Source organism: Methylovulum sp. (assembly GCF_028687615.1).
GTDB lineage: Bacteria > Pseudomonadota > Gammaproteobacteria > Methylococcales > Methylomonadaceae > Methylovulum.
In genome coordinates this window covers 24,635-42,720 of record NZ_JAQTZU010000003.1, presented here as the reverse complement: position 1 = coordinate 42,720, position 18,086 = coordinate 24,635, and the positions used below count along the sequence as shown (strand labels likewise).

The 18,086-nt window shown below is 49.9% G+C and carries 20 protein-coding genes; 10 read left to right on the top strand and 10 right to left on the bottom strand.

Annotation, left to right across the window (positions count from 1 at the left end; all coding sequences use genetic code 11):
• Positions 1-46 precede the first annotated feature (46 nt).
• The 3 genes from PHH59_RS02500 (at position 47) to PHH59_RS02490 (ending at position 3,447) form a co-directional block, all read left to right on the top strand.
• Entirely contained in the window at positions 47-1,201 is a 1,155-nt protein-coding gene (locus PHH59_RS02500) for a hypothetical protein (RefSeq protein WP_300010714.1), read from the top strand.
• Positions 1,202-1,272: 71 nt separating this feature from the next.
• Complete coding sequence (locus PHH59_RS02495) at positions 1,273-2,874, top strand: SagB/ThcOx family dehydrogenase (RefSeq protein ID WP_300010712.1); 1,602 nt, start codon at positions 1,273-1,275, stop codon at positions 2,872-2,874.
• Positions 2,875-3,237: 363 nt separating this feature from the next.
• Positions 3,238-3,447 carry a hypothetical protein gene (locus PHH59_RS02490; protein ID WP_300010709.1) on the top strand — a complete coding sequence of 70 codons (210 nt, stop codon included), beginning with the start codon at positions 3,238-3,240 and terminating at the stop codon, positions 3,445-3,447.
• Here the strand turns inward: PHH59_RS02490 and PHH59_RS02485 are convergent, their stop codons facing one another.
• Positions 3,448-4,605 carry an amidase domain-containing protein gene (locus PHH59_RS02485; protein ID WP_300010706.1) on the bottom strand — a complete coding sequence of 386 codons (1,158 nt, stop codon included), beginning with the start codon at positions 4,603-4,605 and terminating at the stop codon, positions 3,448-3,450.
• A 553-nt stretch (positions 4,606-5,158) separates the two neighbouring features.
• Here PHH59_RS02485 and PHH59_RS02480 point away from each other — a divergent pair.
• A complete protein-coding gene (locus tag PHH59_RS02480) occupies positions 5,159-6,091 on the top strand; it encodes a histone deacetylase family protein (RefSeq protein WP_300010704.1) in 933 nt (310 codons plus the stop codon).
• A 43-nt stretch (positions 6,092-6,134) separates the two neighbouring features.
• Here PHH59_RS02480 and PHH59_RS02475 read toward each other — a convergent pair whose 3' ends face one another.
• Together PHH59_RS02475 and PHH59_RS02470 are read right to left on the bottom strand one after the other, a co-directional pair.
• Positions 6,135-6,428, bottom strand: coding sequence for a nucleotidyltransferase family protein (locus PHH59_RS02475; protein ID WP_300010701.1), 294 nt, complete (start codon positions 6,426-6,428; stop codon positions 6,135-6,137).
• Between the two features lie 118 nt (positions 6,429-6,546).
• Positions 6,547-7,788 (bottom strand): hypothetical protein, encoded by a 1,242-nt coding sequence (locus tag PHH59_RS02470; RefSeq protein ID WP_300010698.1) that lies wholly within the window; start codon positions 7,786-7,788, stop codon positions 6,547-6,549.
• Positions 7,789-8,045: 257 nt separating this feature from the next.
• On the opposite strand from PHH59_RS02470, the gene PHH59_RS16880 reads away from it, so the two are divergent.
• From PHH59_RS16880 to PHH59_RS02460, 3 genes are all read left to right on the top strand, one after another.
• Positions 8,046-8,180, top strand: coding sequence for a hypothetical protein (locus PHH59_RS16880; protein WP_366904448.1), 135 nt, complete (start codon positions 8,046-8,048; stop codon positions 8,178-8,180).
• A 257-nt stretch (positions 8,181-8,437) separates the two neighbouring features.
• Complete coding sequence (locus PHH59_RS02465; protein WP_300010696.1) at positions 8,438-9,322, top strand: sulfotransferase; 885 nt, start codon at positions 8,438-8,440, stop codon at positions 9,320-9,322.
• Positions 9,323-9,411: 89 nt separating this feature from the next.
• A complete protein-coding gene (locus tag PHH59_RS02460) occupies positions 9,412-9,780 on the top strand; it encodes a hypothetical protein (RefSeq protein WP_300010693.1) in 369 nt (122 codons plus the stop codon).
• A 10-nt stretch (positions 9,781-9,790) separates the two neighbouring features.
• Here PHH59_RS02460 and PHH59_RS02455 read toward each other — a convergent pair whose 3' ends face one another.
• From PHH59_RS02455 to trpE, 3 genes are all read right to left on the bottom strand, one after another.
• The gene (locus PHH59_RS02455; RefSeq protein ID WP_300010690.1) at positions 9,791-10,711 is read right to left on the bottom strand and encodes a response regulator transcription factor; all 921 of its coding nucleotides are present in this window, start codon (positions 10,709-10,711) and stop codon (positions 9,791-9,793) included.
• 68 nt (positions 10,712-10,779) lie between these two features.
• On the bottom strand, positions 10,780-11,370 hold the full coding sequence (locus PHH59_RS02450) for an aminodeoxychorismate/anthranilate synthase component II (protein WP_300010687.1): 591 nt from the start codon (positions 11,368-11,370) through the stop codon (positions 10,780-10,782).
• A 9-nt stretch (positions 11,371-11,379) separates the two neighbouring features.
• The gene (gene trpE / locus PHH59_RS02445; RefSeq protein ID WP_300010685.1) at positions 11,380-12,852 is read right to left on the bottom strand and encodes an anthranilate synthase component I; all 1,473 of its coding nucleotides are present in this window, start codon (positions 12,850-12,852) and stop codon (positions 11,380-11,382) included.
• Positions 12,853-13,505: 653 nt separating this feature from the next.
• On the opposite strand from trpE, the gene PHH59_RS02440 reads away from it, so the two are divergent.
• Together PHH59_RS02440 and PHH59_RS02435 are read left to right on the top strand one after the other, a co-directional pair.
• Positions 13,506-14,120: a cation transporter gene (locus PHH59_RS02440; protein ID WP_300010682.1), complete on the top strand. Its 615-nt coding sequence runs from the start codon at positions 13,506-13,508 to the stop codon at positions 14,118-14,120.
• Between the two features lie 20 nt (positions 14,121-14,140).
• A complete protein-coding gene (locus tag PHH59_RS02435) occupies positions 14,141-15,055 on the top strand; it encodes a cation diffusion facilitator family transporter (RefSeq protein ID WP_300010679.1) in 915 nt (304 codons plus the stop codon).
• Between the two features lie 337 nt (positions 15,056-15,392).
• On the opposite strand, the gene PHH59_RS02430 is transcribed toward PHH59_RS02435, so the two are convergent.
• Genes PHH59_RS02430 through PHH59_RS02420 form a run of 3 tightly spaced genes read right to left on the bottom strand, consistent with a single transcriptional unit; the run spans position 15,393 to position 16,255 of the window.
• On the bottom strand, positions 15,393-15,608 hold the full coding sequence (locus tag PHH59_RS02430) for a GDCCVxC domain-containing (seleno)protein (RefSeq protein ID WP_300010676.1): 216 nt from the start codon (positions 15,606-15,608) through the stop codon (positions 15,393-15,395).
• The gene (gene merP / locus PHH59_RS02425) at positions 15,605-15,895 is read right to left on the bottom strand and encodes a mercury resistance system periplasmic binding protein MerP (RefSeq protein WP_300010673.1); all 291 of its coding nucleotides are present in this window, start codon (positions 15,893-15,895) and stop codon (positions 15,605-15,607) included. The genes PHH59_RS02430 and merP overlap by 4 nt, the downstream gene beginning before the upstream one ends.
• Before the next feature lie 21 nt (positions 15,896-15,916).
• Positions 15,917-16,255, bottom strand: coding sequence for a mercuric transporter MerT family protein (locus PHH59_RS02420; RefSeq protein WP_300010670.1), 339 nt, complete (start codon positions 16,253-16,255; stop codon positions 15,917-15,919).
• A 67-nt stretch (positions 16,256-16,322) separates the two neighbouring features.
• Between PHH59_RS02420 and merR the strand changes: the two genes are divergently transcribed.
• The gene (merR, locus tag PHH59_RS02415; protein ID WP_300010667.1) at positions 16,323-16,730 is read left to right on the top strand and encodes an Hg(II)-responsive transcriptional regulator; all 408 of its coding nucleotides are present in this window, start codon (positions 16,323-16,325) and stop codon (positions 16,728-16,730) included.
• Between the two features lie 237 nt (positions 16,731-16,967).
• On the opposite strand, the gene PHH59_RS02410 is transcribed toward merR, so the two are convergent.
• Entirely contained in the window at positions 16,968-18,011 is a 1,044-nt protein-coding gene (locus PHH59_RS02410; protein WP_300010664.1) for a DMT family transporter, read from the bottom strand.
• Positions 18,012-18,086 lie beyond the last annotated feature (75 nt).

The window sequence follows — 18,086 nt, the reverse complement described above, 5'->3', positions numbered from 1 at the left end:
GGCTGTAACTAGCGTCCATGTTTCCCGCATCCATGAGATTATCACCATGACCAAAGCCAACAATAAAGTCGTCCAAGTTAAACCTAAAGCCCAGGCAAAAACCTTATCCGCCGCACAAAAACAATTTAATAGCCTGAGCAAAAAAATTGACCGGCAAAAAAATTTACTGCGGGAATGGAAGGAAACCATCCCCTCTTACCATCAAAAAGTCGGGCAAGAATACGATCCCTTAGTGGAAACGCTGAACCAGCACCAATTGGAGTGGATAAAGTTGTTGGACACGTTTCACGACCAACCCTTGTTCAAAAAGACCGATAAAGCCAAAATCAAGCATTTGATCATCGACGTGTGCGAGGATTTATTGGTCGAAATGGAAACCGATGAAGTGAAAGCCTTGTTCAACAAATATGGCGATGAGGATTTTGACACCATTAAACAAGAAACTGACGCGGCGGTTGGCGAACTGATGAAAGGCCTCGCCAAAGAAATGCTTGATGTGGATTTGGAGGATGATGTCGATCTCAGTTCGCCGGAGAAATTCCAGGCGTATTTGCAAGAAAAACTGCGCGAGCAATCAGCAACGCAAGCCCAAGAACAAACGCCCCATCAACCTAAAAAAACCAAAAAGCAATTGGCACAAGAAGCCCGCCAACAAGAGGAAGAGGCGTTGGCAAGCAAATCCGTGCAAGAGGTTTACCGCAAATTGGTCGCCGTGCTGCATCCTGACCGCGAACCGGATGAAGCCGAACGTGAACGCAAAACCGAATTGATGCAGCGCGTCAATACCGCTTATGGCAAAAAAGATTTGTTGCAACTGCTGGAATTGCAATTGGAAATCGAGCAAATTGACCTCGCGCACTTAAGCCAGATGGCTGACAGCCGCTTGAAATATTTCAATAAAATCCTTAAAGACCAACTGGCTGAATTGGATCAAGAAATATTTCAAATCGAAGAGGCTTTCAAACTTGAGTTACAAATGCCCTATTACGCTCAGTTATCACCCAAGCAATTGGTGTTGAACCTAGAACAGGACACACGCGAAGTCGAAAACCTGATAGCCCGCATCAAAAAAGACCTTGCGTATTTCGACAATGCAACGACCTTTAAAGCCTGGTTAAAAACTTACAAAATCCCCAAAAGAAGCCGTCAAGATGATTTTGATGATTTAATTTTTTCTGGCCTACCGTTTGATTTTAGATAAATTTATAATATTTATCAGACAGCCATCGGGCCTTTGCCGCAACAAACCCTATTAATTAAAGTGACAGCCTGATGAATCCACACACCGAAACCGTCCTGAATTACCATCACCGCACCAAGCATACCCTGCAACGCTATGCCAAAGGCCCGGAAACGATAGACTGGGAAGACCAGCCTGACCAATTCCGGCGGTTTTCCGGGTGTGAAACAATCGCCTTGCCGATGCCGGGCCAAGCACTCAAACCGCTGTTTACCGATCTTGATAATCCCCAATCCATAGACGCTTTGCCATTAAACTTGGAAAGCCTGGGTTTGTTGCTGGAATTGGCGTTCGGTTTGTCGGCCTGGAAAGAATTTGGCCCCAGCCGTTGGTCTTTACGCTGCAACCCCTCCAGCGGCAACCTGCATCCGACCGAAGCCTATGTCATCAGCACCGGCAACGGCATTATCCAGCCAGGCGTCCACCATTATGTCAGCCACGACCATTGCCTTGAGCAACGCTGCCTGTTTTCTGATACCGCCGAGCACACGGACATCCTCATCGGCTTATCGTCCGTCCACTGGCGGGAAGCCTGGAAATATGGCGAGCGGGCCTACCGTTATTGCCAACACGATACCGGCCATGCCTTGGGCGCATTGCACTATGCGGCGGCAACGCTGGGATGGTCGGTGGAATTGTTGCCAGAATGCTCGGATGCTGAAATTTCCAGTTTATTGGGGCTAGACCGTAAAGCCGATTTCAAACCATTGGAAGAAGAATCACCCGACATTGTTTGCCGGATACACACACAAACTACGCGTAACGCTTTAACTATCAATACCTTGTTAGAAAATACCCAGTCAGGGATTTGGTACGGCAAGGCCGACAGCCTCCGCGCTTATCATTTCTATAAATGGCCGGTCATTGATGAAATTGCCACTGCCGCCCATAAACCCCATACGGAAGAAGCAGAATGGCTGGCCCTTTGCCAGTTCCCCGCCACCTCATCCTGCACCCAAACCGCCACGGAAATTATCCGTCAACGCCGCAGCGCACAGCAGTTCGACGGAAAAATGCCGCCATTGCCGATGGCTGATTTTCAGCGGATGCTGGCCGCCGTGTTGCCCTGCGTCGCCACCTTCGGTTTTTGGCGATGGCCGCCCAAAGTCCATTTGTTTTTGTTTGTGCATCGCGTGGAAGGCTTAACACCCGGTTTGTATGCGTTGCCCAGAGATGACGCCGCGTTGGCAAAACTACAGGCGGCGACGCTGAGTTCATTCGACTGGCAAAAACAGCCAGGCACCTTGCCGTTTTATCATTTGTATTCCGGCGACGTGAAACAAATCGCCAAAACCCTGTCCTGCCATCAACCGATTGCCAGCGACAGCGCGTTCAGCGTGGCGATGGTCGCCGAATTCAGCGAAACCCTGGCTTTATCGCCGTGGCTGTACCGGCGTTTATTCTGGGAGTGCGGACTGATCGGGCAAGTCTTATATCTGGAAGCCGAAGCAGCAGGCATACGCGGTACGGGGATAGGCTGTTATTTTGATGACAGCGTCCATGAGATTTTGGGAATCAAGGATGATGCCTTCCAAAGCTTGTATCATTTTACTGTGGGCAAGCCCTTGGAAGATAAACGTTTACAGACTTTTCCGGCTTATGGGCATTTACAAAATGCGGGTATAAAACCCTAAAGGCAAGCACAGAGCCGCTTCCTCCCATACGCATCAAGCTAAGGCATTTTTCCACGAAAGCCAACACTAGGTGCCACGGCGACCCCATCCTTAACGTTTTAAGCCTGCTAAAAGCCACTAAATCGTTACGGAACGGGCTACAAACCCGTTCCAGCACTTTTGATTTAAGCCATGCTCGATACTAGAACCTTGTAACTTATTGATTGTTTAATTAATTTATATGCGTTTGCCCTGACACAATGGACTATAAAATCATCTGTAGCGCAGTGGCGATTGCGCTGACCTTCACCGCGTTTATCCCCTATATGCACGACATTGTGCGCGGACACATCAAGCCGCATGTATTTTCATGGGTAATTTGGGGTGTGGGCGATAGGCGTGTCCGGCGCGATCAGCATCCTGATTGCCATCTTGGCGGCCTTAAAACAGTCCGACATTATCACCAAAACCGACTGGCTGTTTTTTGCCGCCACCCTGTCATCACTGCCGTTCTGGTATCTCACCAGTGACCCGTTATGGGCCGTGGTGGTGTTGACCACCGTTGATTTGCTGGGCAAAGCCCGACCCGGCTGATCAGGTACGGTGAGCGTAATACCACGCATTCGGGAACTGTGTAATAAAGCTGCGCAACGAGCGATCTCTGGTATTGGTGCTATGGTATGTTATGTAGAGATCAGATGACCCAACAGTTGTGACGATCATAGTGTGATTGATATTACCGTTCCGGTCGAAGTCTACCTGCAGAACATCTGCGAGCAGCATATACCAAACATTGCTCAGGTAGGAGGTTCGCCCGCTCCCTCTTGCAAACCAGTACCAGTTCTCTGCCCCTGCCCATGTGTAGGATTGATGGATCGAGTTGTACCACCACGCACTATTGAGTGTGTAAAAACCACCTACCATTGACCAGCCGCCGAAGCTCATCGCCTGAGAAATAAAGTTTGTGCAGTCGTTAGGAAAAGAGCGGTAGGCCGGATTGTAGCTATAGGCATAACTCTTGGCGTAGTTCGCCATCGCCGAGTAGCTGTACGCAGATGCCAGCATTGTATTGGCAGGCTTTTCGGTGATTTCATTGGCCTTGAGTTGCGAGCTATCGATCGGGGCATCCGATGTCGGGAACGGTGATTGCTCGGAACCAGTGGCTGATCCGTTAACCTCGATAACCTCGCTTACCTCGTTTATAGGAGCAGCTCCATTATCCACATACTGAACACGCTCCAAAATCCATCCAATGTGTGCGGATTTCTTGAAAATGAAATCGCGCTTGACTTGGAATCCGGTGGACTGCGGTTCGTCTCCGTTTATTTGCGCGTAGTCAAACTCGGTCATCTCCTCAATACGTACGATTAACTTATTTTTTACCTTGCGTACACTCACGAGCCGTACATCAGTGGTAAAGCCAGTGTACTCCTCGCCTAACTCGGAAAGGCGGGCAGCGCGATCCTGCAAGGTGGTGTTGTCGCGAGCACTACGAATCGACATATCCGCAGAAAGAAACGGAAGAGCCTGTTGCGCTTTCATACCCCCCACAATCAGGTGTTGATTGCGGTGAATTAAGAAGTCGCGAGCGAGAGCGAGCAGAGTTTCCCGTTCTGCCCTTGCGAGGGAGATTTCTACGCCAGCGGAACCACTAGCTGCTTGTACTCGCGTTTCGGTTGCCATTGCTTCATAAGCCAACAGCAAGGCGATTACAAAAGGTAATATTAAGAACAGCCGAATAAATTTTTTCATGTTTTTTACCTCAACTAAGAAAATTATCTGTTTCCAAGCGGAGCTTGGGAATGAGCAAAAAATAACAAAGCCCAACAGCTTGCATATCTATATTCTGTTCATCTCTTGCAAGCCATCAAAGCCCGTAACCTTACCGCTAGCTACGCCGCCAGATTCTAGTGATTTGTTTACCCCATTGTTAGTGAATTTCTCACACTTGGGTGGTTTTCAGTGAATTATTTTTCGATGGTGTTTGCGGCAGTTTCCATAAGTCTTTTATTCGCAGGTGTCATTAGCAAAATGGCTTGGAAGGCACGGCGTTGGTGATCATCAAAATAACGGCGTTTTTGTGAAAAATTTTATGGATGTTGGATGGGGTTTGCGGTTTGTGGTGGGATTGGGGCTTATAGGTGCAAATTTTTGCCCCCATCCCAGCCTTCTCCCAGGTGGAGAAGGGGTTTTTTACCCGGCTTTAACGGGGATAAGTTTCTGTTATGATGCGGTGATTGATCATTAGCCGCTTAGCGTCCATCACCCTGTTGGGTCGCTAGGCTTTTGTAATCCGTGAGGCCTTATGAGAACCCTGTACTATAACCACCCCGACTTTCAACGGCATGACACCGGTGCGGGGCATCCTGAACGCGCGGCAAGGCTCAAAGCCATCGACCAAGCCTTGGCGCAAGCCGAATTTGCCGGACTCATCCGCGTAGCACCGCCAATGGGGACAGAACAGCAAGTCCAACTCATCCATCCGGCGGCGCATATCCAACACCTCCGCGCCGCCCTACCCACCAACGGCACACGCCATCTAAGCGCAGACACTGTATTGTCGCCCGATTCGCTAACGGCGGCCTTCCGTGCCGTGGGCGCGGTCTGTGATGCGGTTGACCGCGTCATGGGCAACACCGCCGATAACGCCTTTTGCGCCGTCCGCCCACCAGGGCATCATGCCGAACCGATGCAGGCGATGGGCTTTTGCCTGTTCAACAACATCGCCATCGCCGCCGAACACGCCCGCCAACACTATCATTTGCAACGCATTGCCATTGTCGATTTCGATGTCCACCACGGCAACGGCACCCAAGCCGCGTTTTACCATCAACCGCAAGTGCTGTACGCCTCCTCCCATGAAATGCCGCATTACCCAGGCACGGGCGATCCCTCGGAAACGGGCGCGGGCAATATGATTAACGTGCCGTTGACAGCGGGCGATACTGGCGTTGAATTCAGGGCGAAATACCAAAGCCAAATCTTACCTGCGCTAGAGCATTTCAAACCCCAGTTATTGTTGGTTTCAGCAGGATTTGACGCCCATAGTGATGACCCGTTGTCGGGCATCAGGCTGATTGAAGACGATTATCGTTGGGTGACACTAGCCTTAAAAAACATCGCCGAACGTCATTGTCAAGGGCGGTTGGTTTCGGTGCTGGAGGGAGGGTATAATCTTAAGGCTTTGGGGGAGTGTGTGACGGCGCATGTTGGGGTTTTGATGGGGATTAAAGTCTAAACCCGACAAGCTATCATTCCAACAGAGAATAAAAAGCGGTCTTTCACAACAGTACGGCTTCTTTGAGAATGCGTTTAGACAGAGGCTTATTTAACGACCGTTCGCTGACCACATCGACTTTACGTTCTAATACATCAGATAATGCCAAGCTTAAACCGACTTGATCCAATAATGTCGTCCCTGGCAGAAAATCCACCAGTAAATCAATATCGCTGTCGTCCCGCTCTTCACCGCGAATGACCGAGCCAAACACGCGCACGTTGACCGCGTGGTAATGTTTGGCTATGTCGAGGATGCTTTGTCTTTGTTGCTGTAAGTTGCTGAATAGGTTTGACATTGGCGATACCTGAAAAGCTACATGGCTATGTTAAATAAAATAATGGGCCAACAGGCTTTTCCAGTCAACAAATTGCTGGAATATAAGCCGCATTATTCGTATCAATCAATCGTATCAATCAATCAATCGTCTCAACCCACCGGCACCTATCCTTAACAATCTTCGACGTATTCTTATTCCCTAGCCCTTTGGCAATCAGTGCAACGACCCGATCATCCTTGGCATAGCCGACATGGGCATCTAGGGGGTTGGCTAGTTTGCCCAAACCAAAGGCATCAAAAATACTCGCGACATTGATGTTGACATTGGTCACTTCGATACAAAGCCGCGAATCCAGGTATTTATCAACAAAACCATGGGGGATCGCATAGCTGAGCAGGTCGTTGGGGTCGCTGAAAGCAATCAACGGCATTTTGGTCAAGATGCGTCCGGCGTATTTTTCGCCTTTTGGACGGCAATACGCCGCTTGTTGTTTGCTGACTTCCGGCAATTTAAGCCCCAATTGCAGCATCGGCAACTGGTTGGAAAGCATGTAGACGGGGATTTCTTTTTGTCTGACTGCATCCCTGAAATCTGCATCGCGGTTGTTGATCAATGAGGCGATGCGCTGCATCCCGTCTATCGTGATGCGGCTACCCAGACTGTGCGAAACAAAAGCATAATGGTCGTTAAACAGATTGGATATATCCGAATCATCATTGAACGAACAAGCTTGGGTGACATCATCGGGCAATTTGTCCCAATTGCTTTTCGTCATCCAGCAAAAGGCTTGCGCGAATGACACCAGAATATCTTCCCTACTGTCGCCCAAATAAATGATCGGGTCGGGGCCGGTGTTATTTGAAAACTTCTTCATCAAATCATTGACTTCGGCGCGGCGGAAAGAATATTCGCCGGAATTGTCATAAGCCAGCACGTCTTTTTGCTTTGCGGTAATGGCAGACCAGGCCAATTCGTAAAACAGCAATTCCTTATGCAAGTCCTTGCTTAACAAGCGGGTAATCCGCAAGTTACCGAGATCTTTGCCTTGCTTGAAGCGGTCGGTCAGGCTGATGGTTTTGTACTCCCTTGCCATCACGGGCAAGTCCAATTCCCGCGCCAGTTTTTCGACAAATTCAGTGCTGTATCCTGGAAGATGGTTGCCAACGCCATGCACCATCAGCACTTTCATCTTACCGTGTTGATTGTCCAGATATGGGGCCAGGCCGTTAAAGGGTTTGCCCCAGATTTCGCATAGCCGTGTGTCAGTGGCTTGTTGTTTTTCCAAAAACGCTTCCGCCACGCCTTTGCCTACGCTGGCGCAACCACTTAGCACAACGGCAGCCATCAAGGCCGCCAAGCCGTTATAAAATAGTTTCATGTTTTTTTACAATTAAAGGGACAACCAAACGCTAAATTCTAAATGATGTCTTCCCGATTTGCTGTAAAAAATCCGAATCACGCAACAGGGGCAAGCGGCATGGGCCGCCGCTTGCACGGCGCGATCCAAATCGACCAACTGACCTTGCAAAACGCCAGTATGCGGGTAATTCACTTTCTGTTGCAATCACGCCCGACAACACCGCCAGCCCTTATGTCCTTGAATGGGAGACACCCAAGCAAATCCTCGCGTCCAGATTGTCGGTACGACCAGAAACTTTCTCGCGCATATTGCAACAGTCAAGCCGAAAAAATTTGGTTGCGGTACAAGGGGAAACGGTGGAAATGTTGGATGTTAAAGCTTTGCAGCGGAAATGGGCGTTGGGGGATTAAAGCTATTTCGAATCAAACAGAAAATGTTTCCACTGAAGAATAACTAGCTTACAGAGCCTTCCGGCTCCATTTTTAATTCCGGCTAGGGTGGCTGCCTGCTGAAATTAGCCTGATGGCACATCAAAATATGCGATAATGTCCGCCCAGAACAAAGCGGCGCTTTGCGGTTCCTTCAGTTTGACTTTTGTTTGCTGATGTTGTGCAAATGACGCGGGAAGATGGAACACTCCCTTTTACGATGGCACAGCAACTATCCCATGATCCCTGATTTTTTGGTTATCGGCGCACAAAAGTCCGGTACAACTTGGTTAGACCGTAACTTACGCATCCATCCTGACATTTGGCTGCCTCCCGAAAAAGAAATCCATTTCTTTGATTTTCCGCCTTTAATCCCTTTTTTTTTCCTGTTGTTCGCTCCCGAACGCCCTATTCGCCACTGGGCGAAAAACCGTATGTTGCGGGATTATCGAAAAGTGCTTGCCAAGCAACAATCGGCGTCATGGTATTTCCGTTACTATTTTTTAGTGCGCACCCAACGCTGGTATATTTCCCTGTTTACCCCTGATTCCCAGCAGATGGCAGGAGAAATCACGCCGCGTTATGCGATCATGAGCGAAAAGCACATCGCCAAAGTCCATGCCTTGATGCCAAATGGCAAAATCATTTACTTGCTACGCAATCCCATTGACCGCTTGTGGTCAGACTTGGCCATGTTCCACAGTGCCAGATTCGGTGCTAAAGGCCTACACACGATAACGGCTGAAGAAATTGAAAAATTTATCCAGAACACCAAACATCTGGCAAGTTCGCGCTACACTAATAACCTGTATCGCTGGGAGAAGTTTTATCCGCCCGAACAGATTTTTATTGGCTTTCAGGATCAAATCCGCGACAGCCCCCAAGAATTGATCAAAGACATTTACCAATTTCTGGACGTGGATTTTTCAGAACGGCATATTTCCGGCAGGATTCATCAGAGAATCAATTCCCACGATTATCCTGATATTCCGCAACCGTTTGCCCATGCCCTCGCCAAACTGTTTTTGGCTGACATAGAAACGCTACATGTCCGTTTTAATAATGCTTACACGGCGCAATGGCTGGCTTCCACACAACAAGCCCTGGAAGAGGGGGCTGGCTAAAACGCAAGATATCCGTTAGCCTAACACTATTGGAAATAAACACAGCAATTCCCGCAACGGCCCTTACCCATTAACCAGGAGACGATCAAATGATGACAATAACCCGTGTGGCTATTTTTACCGGCTTGTGCATGACACTTTTAAATACTAATGCCGGCACGATTAAAAAAGGCGGATGGACGGCCAACGACTGCGGCGACAAACCGGTCGCCCCTGAACTGGATTTTGAAAGCATCGACTCGTATAACGAAAGCGCCACCGCCATGAATGCTTGGCAGAAAGAATCGGCGGTTTATTTAGAATGCCTGTCTAAAGAGGCTAACGCGGATATAAAGCAAATCACGGATGCCGTAAATGCCCAACAAAAAGAATATAAGGAATTGGTTGAAAAAAACAGTGCGGAAGCTGCCGACTATAAAGAACAAATTTTGAACAATAATAACCAGCCCCAGCAGTGAAACTATCGGGTTAGTTATACGCGCCAGTCCGCTGGAGCACCATCGCGACGGCGGCGGCACGCGTGGACACGCCCAGTTTTTCGTAAATGTGTTCGAGATGTTTGTTGACGGTGCGATGGCTGCTTTCCAAGATCAAGCCGACTTCCTTGTTGGTTTTGCCGCGCGAAATCCACATCAATATTTCAGCTTCGCGAAAGGTCAGCCCCAGCGCATCTTTCAAGGATTCCAAATTCCATTCGCCGCAACATTTTTTCAGTAGCAGCAAATATTCACCGGCGTTCTGGCAAGTGCCCATACTGATGGTAAATCCGCCATAAGCACGGTATTCAGCTATTGAACCCTCAGCATGGTGGCGGTTGTTATGAAACCAGTCGAGCACCGGTTTCGGCAAAAGACTGCCCACACTTAACCCGCAATGCTGCATAAAATCGGTAAACATGGCTTTGGCGGCAGGTGCCAGCCAAGTGATGGAGCCTTCCCGGTCAACCGCGAGCGCGTAAAATGGACAATGGTTCAAAGCATTTTCGGTACGCTGCCTGGCTCGGGCCTGGGCCAGATGGACTTCGATCCGCGCTAGAACTTCGGGCGGGCGTATCGGTTTGACGATGTAATCCAAACCACCTTCATCAAAACCACGCAATAAATTGTCAAGTTCGCTCAGCCCGGTCATGAATAAAATGGGGATAAGCGCCGTCAACGGGTCGGATTTTAGGCGACGGCAGGTTTCAAAGCCGTCTATGCCGGGCATGACCACGTCCATCAGAATAATGTCAGGCTTTAAATAATCAATTTGTTCAATTGCCGAAAGCCCGTCAGTTGCCACCAACACCCGATAACCGGCTTCAGAGAGCGTATCTGACAACAACGCCAGATTCGCCGGCGTGTCGTCAACAATCATAATCGTACCGCTAGAAGATGCCGTTGTATCCATCACATGATCCTGAGCGTAACAAAAAAGATTTTAAAAAGCCAACTACCCGCAAATGATTTAAACAGATTTTACCTGCTCAGGAAATTACCCAACAAATCATGCCCATGCTCCGTCAATATCGACTCAGGATGGAACTGCACCCCTTCAATATCCAAGGTTTTATGGCGCACCCCCATAATTTCGTCGATATTGCCCGCGTCATCTTGCGTCCAGGCGGTGATTTCCAAACAATCCGGCAAACTGTCCTGCCCTATCACCAAAGAATGGTAGCGCGTGGCGGTGAACGGGTTGTTCAAGCCGGTAAACACGCCGATATTATGATGATAAACGGGCGAGGTTTTGCCGTGCATGATGCGCTTGGCGTGGATAATGTCGCCACCAAACGCATAACCGATGCTTTGATGCCCCAAGCACACGCCCAAAAGCGGAATTTTGCCGGCGAATGCCTGGATCGTCGCCACGGACACACCCGCTTCTTTAGGCGAACATGGGCCGGGCGAGATGACGATTTTATCGGGCGACAAGGCGCGGATGTCCTCGACGCTGACTTGGTCGTTACGCACGACGGTGACATCCGCACCCAATTCGCCAAAATACTGCACCAGGTTGTAGGTGAAAGAATCGTAATTGTCGATCATGACCACTTTTATTGCTTGCATACCGCCTCCTTATAATCCGGCTTCCGCCATCGTGACCGCACGGAAAATGGCGCGTCCTTTGTTTAAGGTTTCTTCCCACTCGCTAGCCGGCACCGAATCGTAAACAATGCCCGCCCCCACTTGGATGTGCAGGACATTGTCCTTGATCACCGCCGTCCTGATCGCAATCGCAGTATCCAAATTGCCTGACCAGGAAATGTAGCCAACCGCACCCGAATAGACACCGCGCTTGACCGGCTCCAACTCGTCAATGATTTCCATCGCACGGATTTTCGGCGCACCACTGACCGTACCGGCCGGAAACGTCGCCGCCAACACATCGAACGCCGTTTGTCCGGCCTTCAGTGTGCCGGTGACATTGGAAACAATGTGCATGACGTGGGAATAACGCTCGACGATCATTTTCTCGGTCAGTTGCACACTGCCGATTTCTGCGACCCGCCCGGTGTCATTGCGGCCTAAATCTATCAGCATTAAATGTTCGGCGATTTCTTTCGGATCCGCCAACAATTCTTTTTCCAAAGCCAAATCTTGTTCCGGTGTCGCGCCCCGGCGGCGGGTTCCGGCAATCGGACGCACGGTTACGGTATTGTCTTCCAAACGGACCAAAATTTCCGGTGACGACCCAACCACATGAAAATCGTCCAGATTCAGGTAGAACATATAAGGCGAAGGATTCAGGCAGCGCAAGGCGCGGTACAAATTCAGCGGCGTGGCGCTATAAGGGATGGACATGCGCTGCGACAACACCACTTGCATGATGTCGCCATCGGTGATGTATTCCTTGGCCTTGCGTACCGCATCCCCATAACCTTGTTGGGTAAAACCGGAAACAAAATCCGCTTCCCCTATGGTTTTCGGTTTGTGCAATTGTCCGGCATCGACGTGTACCGACCGCAGTTTGACCGCCAATTCGTCCAGCCTCGCCACAGCACGGGCATAAGCCTCGTTTTCTGCGGGATTGGCATGGGTCAACAAAAGCATTTTGCCGGACAAATTATCAAAAACCAGCAGGTCTTCGGACACCATCAGGACAATGTCCGGGCATCCCAACGGGTCAGGTTTGTTATGTTGGCAGACACGCGGCTCGATGTAAGCGATGGTTTCATAGCCGAAATAGCCGACCAAACCGCCGGAAAAACGTGGCAAGCTGTCAATATCTGGCACTTGGTAACGGGCTTTGAATTGTTCTATCCAGACCAACGGGTTATCGTGCTCCAGCAATTCCTGCAACCCACCGTTTTGTTCCACGCGAATGGTTTTGCCCGTAATTTTGACCACGGTTTGGCAAGGCAAGCCAATAATCGAATAACGCCCCCACTGCTCGCCGCCATGTACCGATTCAAACAGATAAGAATAAGTCCCGTCCGCCAATTTCAGGTACGCGCTTAAGGGCGTATCCAAATCAGCGAGGACTTCACGGCATACCGGAATGCGGTTATAGCCTTGTTGGGCATAGTTATTGAATTGTTCTGGGGTCATGGTCGTTTGCACGGAAAATTATTACGGGAACTAAAGCATGGCTAAATGATAACATTGGATTATAACCGATAGCCGTTGGATTTAACCTGTACGATGGTATGAAATCATCAAGTTAGTTTGGTCGGTTCGAATCAAATTCAGGGGACATTGGGTTTGGCGTTGAAAAAGCGAGGGAAAGGCAAGATCTTATGGGAAAATTTATACATTTCAGTTGTTCATTATGCAAGCAACCATTAGATCACTTAGGATATGCACTGATTAAACCCTGCTTACCCAAGCACATGCCCCAAAACAACCCAACTAATATTCAAGCAACCAACCCAAACCAAATCAGCCAAGACTTTTTGCATGGCCCCGATTATGGATTGGACTGATATTATTGAATTTTAATTAATAAACAATATGATAAAAAATAATCAAAATATTTAGAGCATTTATAGTGCATTTTAAAAAGTTTTTTAAAATCCGGTTTAGATCAAATATTCAGTTTTATAGTGTGAACGGTATATTTTTGACACTTGCTGACAATAGTGCAGTCAAAGATTTGGTAGTACCGTTCGGCATGTCAATCATTGTAATATGTCGGCACGGAAAGCCTTAGCGTGCACGTTTTCCGTTTCGTGACCCGCCCCCTTATTACGGAGAGTATTTGTATGGCTTCTTGTTGTGAAAACAATTGTACGATTGAAAAATTGCGCGGAAGGCAGCGTGGGACGCTGAAAGCCGTTCTCGTTGTCAATACGGTTATGTTCGTTATCATTGCCGGGGCCGCATTTTACGGAAAATCAACAGCCCTGCTTTCGGACAGCCTGGATAACCTTGGGGATGCGTTAACGTATGGGTTAAGCCTCTATGCCGTTTCCCAAGGCGCCACCGCCAAGGCGGGCGTCGCCTTATTGAAGGGCGGCTTAATTTTTATCGGGGCTTGCGGGGTTCTGGCACAGATCATTCTTCGGCTTAGTGTCCCTGAACTCCCGTCTTATGAAGTCATGGGCATTTTTAGCTTGGTGGGTCTGGCAGCAAATTCGCTATGCCTGTTTCTTTTGTGGAAACACAGGAACGAAGACATCAATATGAGCTCTGTTTGGGAGTGTTCAAGAAATGACATCGCATCAAACCTATCGGTGTTCATTGCGGCAGTGGCTGTCGGGTTCTTTGAATCGGGGTGGCCGGACATTCTCGTCGCAGCCTGTCTGGTCATCTTGTTGCTCAACTCGTCATTTCGCGTTATGGGTTCCGCACTCAAAGAATGGCGGGGGCAACTTTAAAAAACACGGTAGGAGCGGTTATGCCCCATACTCATGAACATCACCATCACGACCATCAAGTCGGCAATTACACGGTTGCCTTTGCGGTTGGCGTTATCCTTAATGCCGGTTTCGTCGCCATTGAAGCAGGCTATGGGATTGCGTCGGGTTCCCTCGCCCTGATGGCCGATGCCGGCCACAATTTAAGTGATGTCTTAGGCCTGTTGCTTGCTTGGGTTGCCGGTAAGCTGGCAACAAAATCCGCAACAGAGAAAAGGACTTACGGCTTCCGCAAGGTGACGATCATGGCTTCTTTGGTGAGCGCTGTATTTTTACTGGTTGCGTTGGGCGGTATTGCATGGGAAGCCGTTAACCGGTTCTACGACCCAAGGCCTGTTGAGGGGATGACCGTTATCACCGTGGCGGCCATCGGGGTTGTCATCAACACCATCACCGCGTTACTGTTCATGTCGGGGCAGAAACGCGATTTGAACATTAGGGGGGCGTTCCTCCATATGGCGGCGGATGCCGGCGTTTCACTCGGCGTTGTCGTGGCGGGTATCATTATCATGTATAAAGGCTGGTTGTTGCTTGACCCGTTAACCAGTCTTTTCATCGCCGTTGTCATTCTCGTTGGCACCTGGTCTTTGCTTCGCGATTCACTGGATCTTGCCTTAGATTCTGTTCCTGAAGGTGTTGATATAACGGGAATAAAAAAATACTTAACCGGGCTTGAGAATGTTTCCCAGATACATGATTTGCATATCTGGGCTATGAGCACGACGGAAGTGGCTTTGTCTGTCCATTTAGAGACAAATGACGATGCTGTGGGCAAGGGTTTTTTGCCTGAAATCCAACGGCAATTACATGACCGTTTTAACATAGGGCATTCCACAATCCAGATTGAAAGGCCAGAAGACAGCCAATGCCTGTTGAATAAGCAGCGTTGTATTTAAGCGTATTGACTTGTAACCCGCAGGGTCGCAGATAGGCACGACTTGCCATCCCCAATCACTTTATGCCAGATATGGCCGCAGCACCCGTCCTGATTTGTTTTGGCCTGTACTTGAATTCCCCGCCGAGCATCCCCGTCAAAACAGCCACCCCAGTCATTACAAGCCGGCCAGGTAAAATTATCCGAAAGCAACCGTCAGTGATTATGGAGGGGTGTAGGCTTCATTGACCGATAGCGCCATTCCGGCCCATCAAATTCATTTTTGAATTAGATAATTCTTAAACGGAAGACCGACAACATATGATCCCGTCCTTAGTGGTTTGCCCGAAAGGCTTATCCTATCCGGCGCAACAGGGTTTATATTGTTGGATAGGCGGGCATTTAACCGTGCCGTAAGAGCAAAATACGCAGCAATCCCCTTTATGGGGTTTAAGCAGGGCTCCGCAAAATCTGCAATCATAGAAAAACAGGCAGGCATCGGTTGGCATGGTTTCCGTTTCGGCATGGCCGCAGTGCGGGCAAGTGATGATGGAGTCCAGAACCACATCATTCATTTTCCCGTCCCGTTCAGGGTAGACGGATAACCCGCCTCCGTAGTCGCTTCGGATAATTTATCCGTCGTGGTCTTGGTATCGTCGAATTGGACGGTTACAGCTTTGTTTGCATAATCAACTGATACCTGTTGTACACCGGAAACGTGTTCAAGGGCTTTTTTGACCGTGATCGGGCAGACGGCGCAAGTCATGTTGTGTACAGCTAGCGTGATGGTGCGTGACGCTCCCAAAACCGGGCCGGAGATAACGGCAAGCGTCAAAAAGGACAACAGAATTTTAGTTTTCATCGTTTTTTCTTCAATAGATCCTCAATAGAACAGCGGGGCGAACCAGGGGAACGCCAGCAACCCCAATAAAGGGAGGGTCACCCCCCAGAAAATGAAGCGCTGCTGACGGGTGACGTTATCCTCGGCACAGGGTTTGCCGGGTTCGCAGGTCCGGGTTGTCAGATAGAGCTTACGGAACGACAGGGCAATGAACAGCAATGCCAGACCTGTGAACACCGGGCGCATGGGTTCGAAGGCAGCCAGATTGGCCACCCAAGCCCCGCCAATGCCCAGACCCAGCAACACCAAAGGGGCGACACAACACAGGCTCGCGCCTATTCCGGCAAGAACGCCCGCCACCAGGGTTTGTTTTGAATTCATCACGGATACCTCTTTTTTAACGGTTCGTCTATTATAAGCACCGTACCTATATACGGAGGCAAGCCCCATGACACAAAAAAGCTTCACGATTGGCGCACTGGCGAAAAAAGCCGGGGTCAATGTCGAAACGATCCGTTTTTATCAGCGGCGCGGCCTGCTCGTGGAACCCGTGAAGCCGCCCAAGGGCATTCGACAGTACAGCGAACGCGACGTACAACGGGTGCGGTTCATTAAACAAGGCCAGAAAGTCGGCTTTTCGCTCGATGAAATTTTGGAGTTGTTGGGCCTTGAGGACGGGCAACATTGCCGGGAAGCACAAGAAATCGCCCTCAGAAAGCTGGCTTTAATTCGTGGGCGTATTGAAAGCTTACGCACCATGGAAACGGCCTTGTCCAATCTGGTCGAAACCTGTGCCAACGACAGCGGACGGGTATCCTGTCCGATCATCATTACCCTGATGGGGACATCGGCATAGGGGAATATCTGCCTCATTGCCAATCAATTACAGCCTGTTAGATAAAATGATATAGCCGACCCAGCCATCGTTTTTTTGCAGCCACTTGATAAATAGAGCGGAAGCCAATTGGCCGTTACCATTTATAGTTAATCATTGTCTGTGGCGGCTTTCGGATAATATTTGGGAATATTCGACAAGAATACGTGCCCGACCTCAGGATACATCACGGCACCAAATAACAGTCTCCCATTCCGGCTAGTGCTTATGGGTATGGTGCAAGTCAGGCGTGTGCGCATGGCTATGCGACACTGGCTGATGGGTATGTCGGTGGTTGTGTGTCCCTACTGGCATCGTGGCGTGGATGTGGGTATGGTGCCCGTCATCATGGGCATGGGCGTGTTCATGCCCTAACGCGTCATGCCTGTGCTTATGTTCATGCCGTTCAAGGATATGCAGCATGACCCCCGTCACCATCAGCGCCGCCCCTCCCAGCAACCAGGGGCTTAGCACCCGTTCGCCTAAGCCGAATGCGATTACCGCACCGATAAAGGGGGCCGTGGCGAACACGGAACCGGTACGGGCGGCACCGAGCATCCGTTGCGCCAGCAAATAGAAACGTAAGCTAAGGCCATAACCGGTCGCCCCGACCAGAAAAAGCCCCGCACCGGCAGACAAAGGCAAGTCCGTTTCGCCAGACACCGCCGCCGCCACAAATGAGCAGGCCGCGCCCACTGCGGCCTTGGCTAAAACCACCCGTCCCGGATCAAGGTCGGCTAACGCCCGTGACAAGGTGTTGTCCATGCCCCATGAGACGGTTGCCCCCATGACAGCCAGCATACCGATGACCTGTGGGCTCCCGTTCCCTGCCTGGTCGAACACCAACAGGCCACCCCCTAGCGTCAGCAAGGCTATTGCCAGCCCCACACGGCGGTCGATGTGTTCCCGATAAAATACGCAAGACAGCAACACGGTAAACACCGCTTCCAACGTCAGCATCAGTGATGCGCCCATGCCGCCCGTGTGTTGCAGCCCCCAGGCAAGTGCCGCCGGGCCAATCACTGCGCCGCATAAGGCCATGAGCAAAAGGCGTGGCCAATGGCGCCGCCGTAAGGCCGCCTCTTGGGTAGCTCCGGAACGGAGCAATAACCCCGTCATCGCCGCCCCCGAATACAGCATGGCGGCCGTCATCCAAGCCCCCACGCCAATACCGGCCCGTTGCACCAGTGGCGTGCTGGCTCCGAATAAGAGTGCCGCCAACAGTGCCAATAATGCGCCACGCGCTGCGGGAAGATTTTTCACAGAGGTTCCAAATAGGGATGGCAATAATTCAGTCAGTGGATATTTTAATAATCAGTCATCAAGTTTTTCATAAAC

Bases quoted from the DNA above. Each gene is read 5' to 3' on its own strand.
- PHH59_RS02500 (WP_300010714.1), top strand. From the start codon at position 47: ATGACCAAAGCCAACAATAAAGTCGTCCAAGTTAAACCTAAAGCCCAG.
- PHH59_RS02495 (WP_300010712.1), top strand. From the start codon at position 1,273: ATGAATCCACACACCGAAACCGTCCTGAATTACCATCACCGCACCAAG.
- PHH59_RS02485 (WP_300010706.1), bottom strand. From the start codon at position 4,605: ATGAAAAAATTTATTCGGCTGTTCTTAATATTACCTTTTGTAATCGCC.
- PHH59_RS02480 (WP_300010704.1), top strand. From the start codon at position 5,159: ATGAGAACCCTGTACTATAACCACCCCGACTTTCAACGGCATGACACC.
- PHH59_RS02475 (WP_300010701.1), bottom strand. From the start codon at position 6,428: ATGTCAAACCTATTCAGCAACTTACAGCAACAAAGACAAAGCATCCTC.
- PHH59_RS02470 (WP_300010698.1), bottom strand. From the start codon at position 7,788: ATGAAACTATTTTATAACGGCTTGGCGGCCTTGATGGCTGCCGTTGTG.
- PHH59_RS02465 (WP_300010696.1), top strand. From the start codon at position 8,438: ATGATCCCTGATTTTTTGGTTATCGGCGCACAAAAGTCCGGTACAACT.
- PHH59_RS02460 (WP_300010693.1), top strand. From the start codon at position 9,412: ATGATGACAATAACCCGTGTGGCTATTTTTACCGGCTTGTGCATGACA.
- PHH59_RS02455 (WP_300010690.1), bottom strand. From the start codon at position 10,711: ATGGATACAACGGCATCTTCTAGCGGTACGATTATGATTGTTGACGAC.
- PHH59_RS02450 (WP_300010687.1), bottom strand. From the start codon at position 11,370: ATGCAAGCAATAAAAGTGGTCATGATCGACAATTACGATTCTTTCACC.
- trpE (WP_300010685.1), bottom strand. From the start codon at position 12,852: ATGACCCCAGAACAATTCAATAACTATGCCCAACAAGGCTATAACCGC.
- PHH59_RS02440 (WP_300010682.1), top strand. From the start codon at position 13,506: ATGGCTTCTTGTTGTGAAAACAATTGTACGATTGAAAAATTGCGCGGA.
- PHH59_RS02435 (WP_300010679.1), top strand. From the start codon at position 14,141: ATGCCCCATACTCATGAACATCACCATCACGACCATCAAGTCGGCAAT.
- PHH59_RS02430 (WP_300010676.1), bottom strand. From the start codon at position 15,608: ATGAATGATGTGGTTCTGGACTCCATCATCACTTGCCCGCACTGCGGC.
- merP (WP_300010673.1), bottom strand. From the start codon at position 15,895: ATGAAAACTAAAATTCTGTTGTCCTTTTTGACGCTTGCCGTTATCTCC.
- PHH59_RS02420 (WP_300010670.1), bottom strand. From the start codon at position 16,255: ATGAATTCAAAACAAACCCTGGTGGCGGGCGTTCTTGCCGGAATAGGC.
- merR (WP_300010667.1), top strand. From the start codon at position 16,323: ATGACACAAAAAAGCTTCACGATTGGCGCACTGGCGAAAAAAGCCGGG.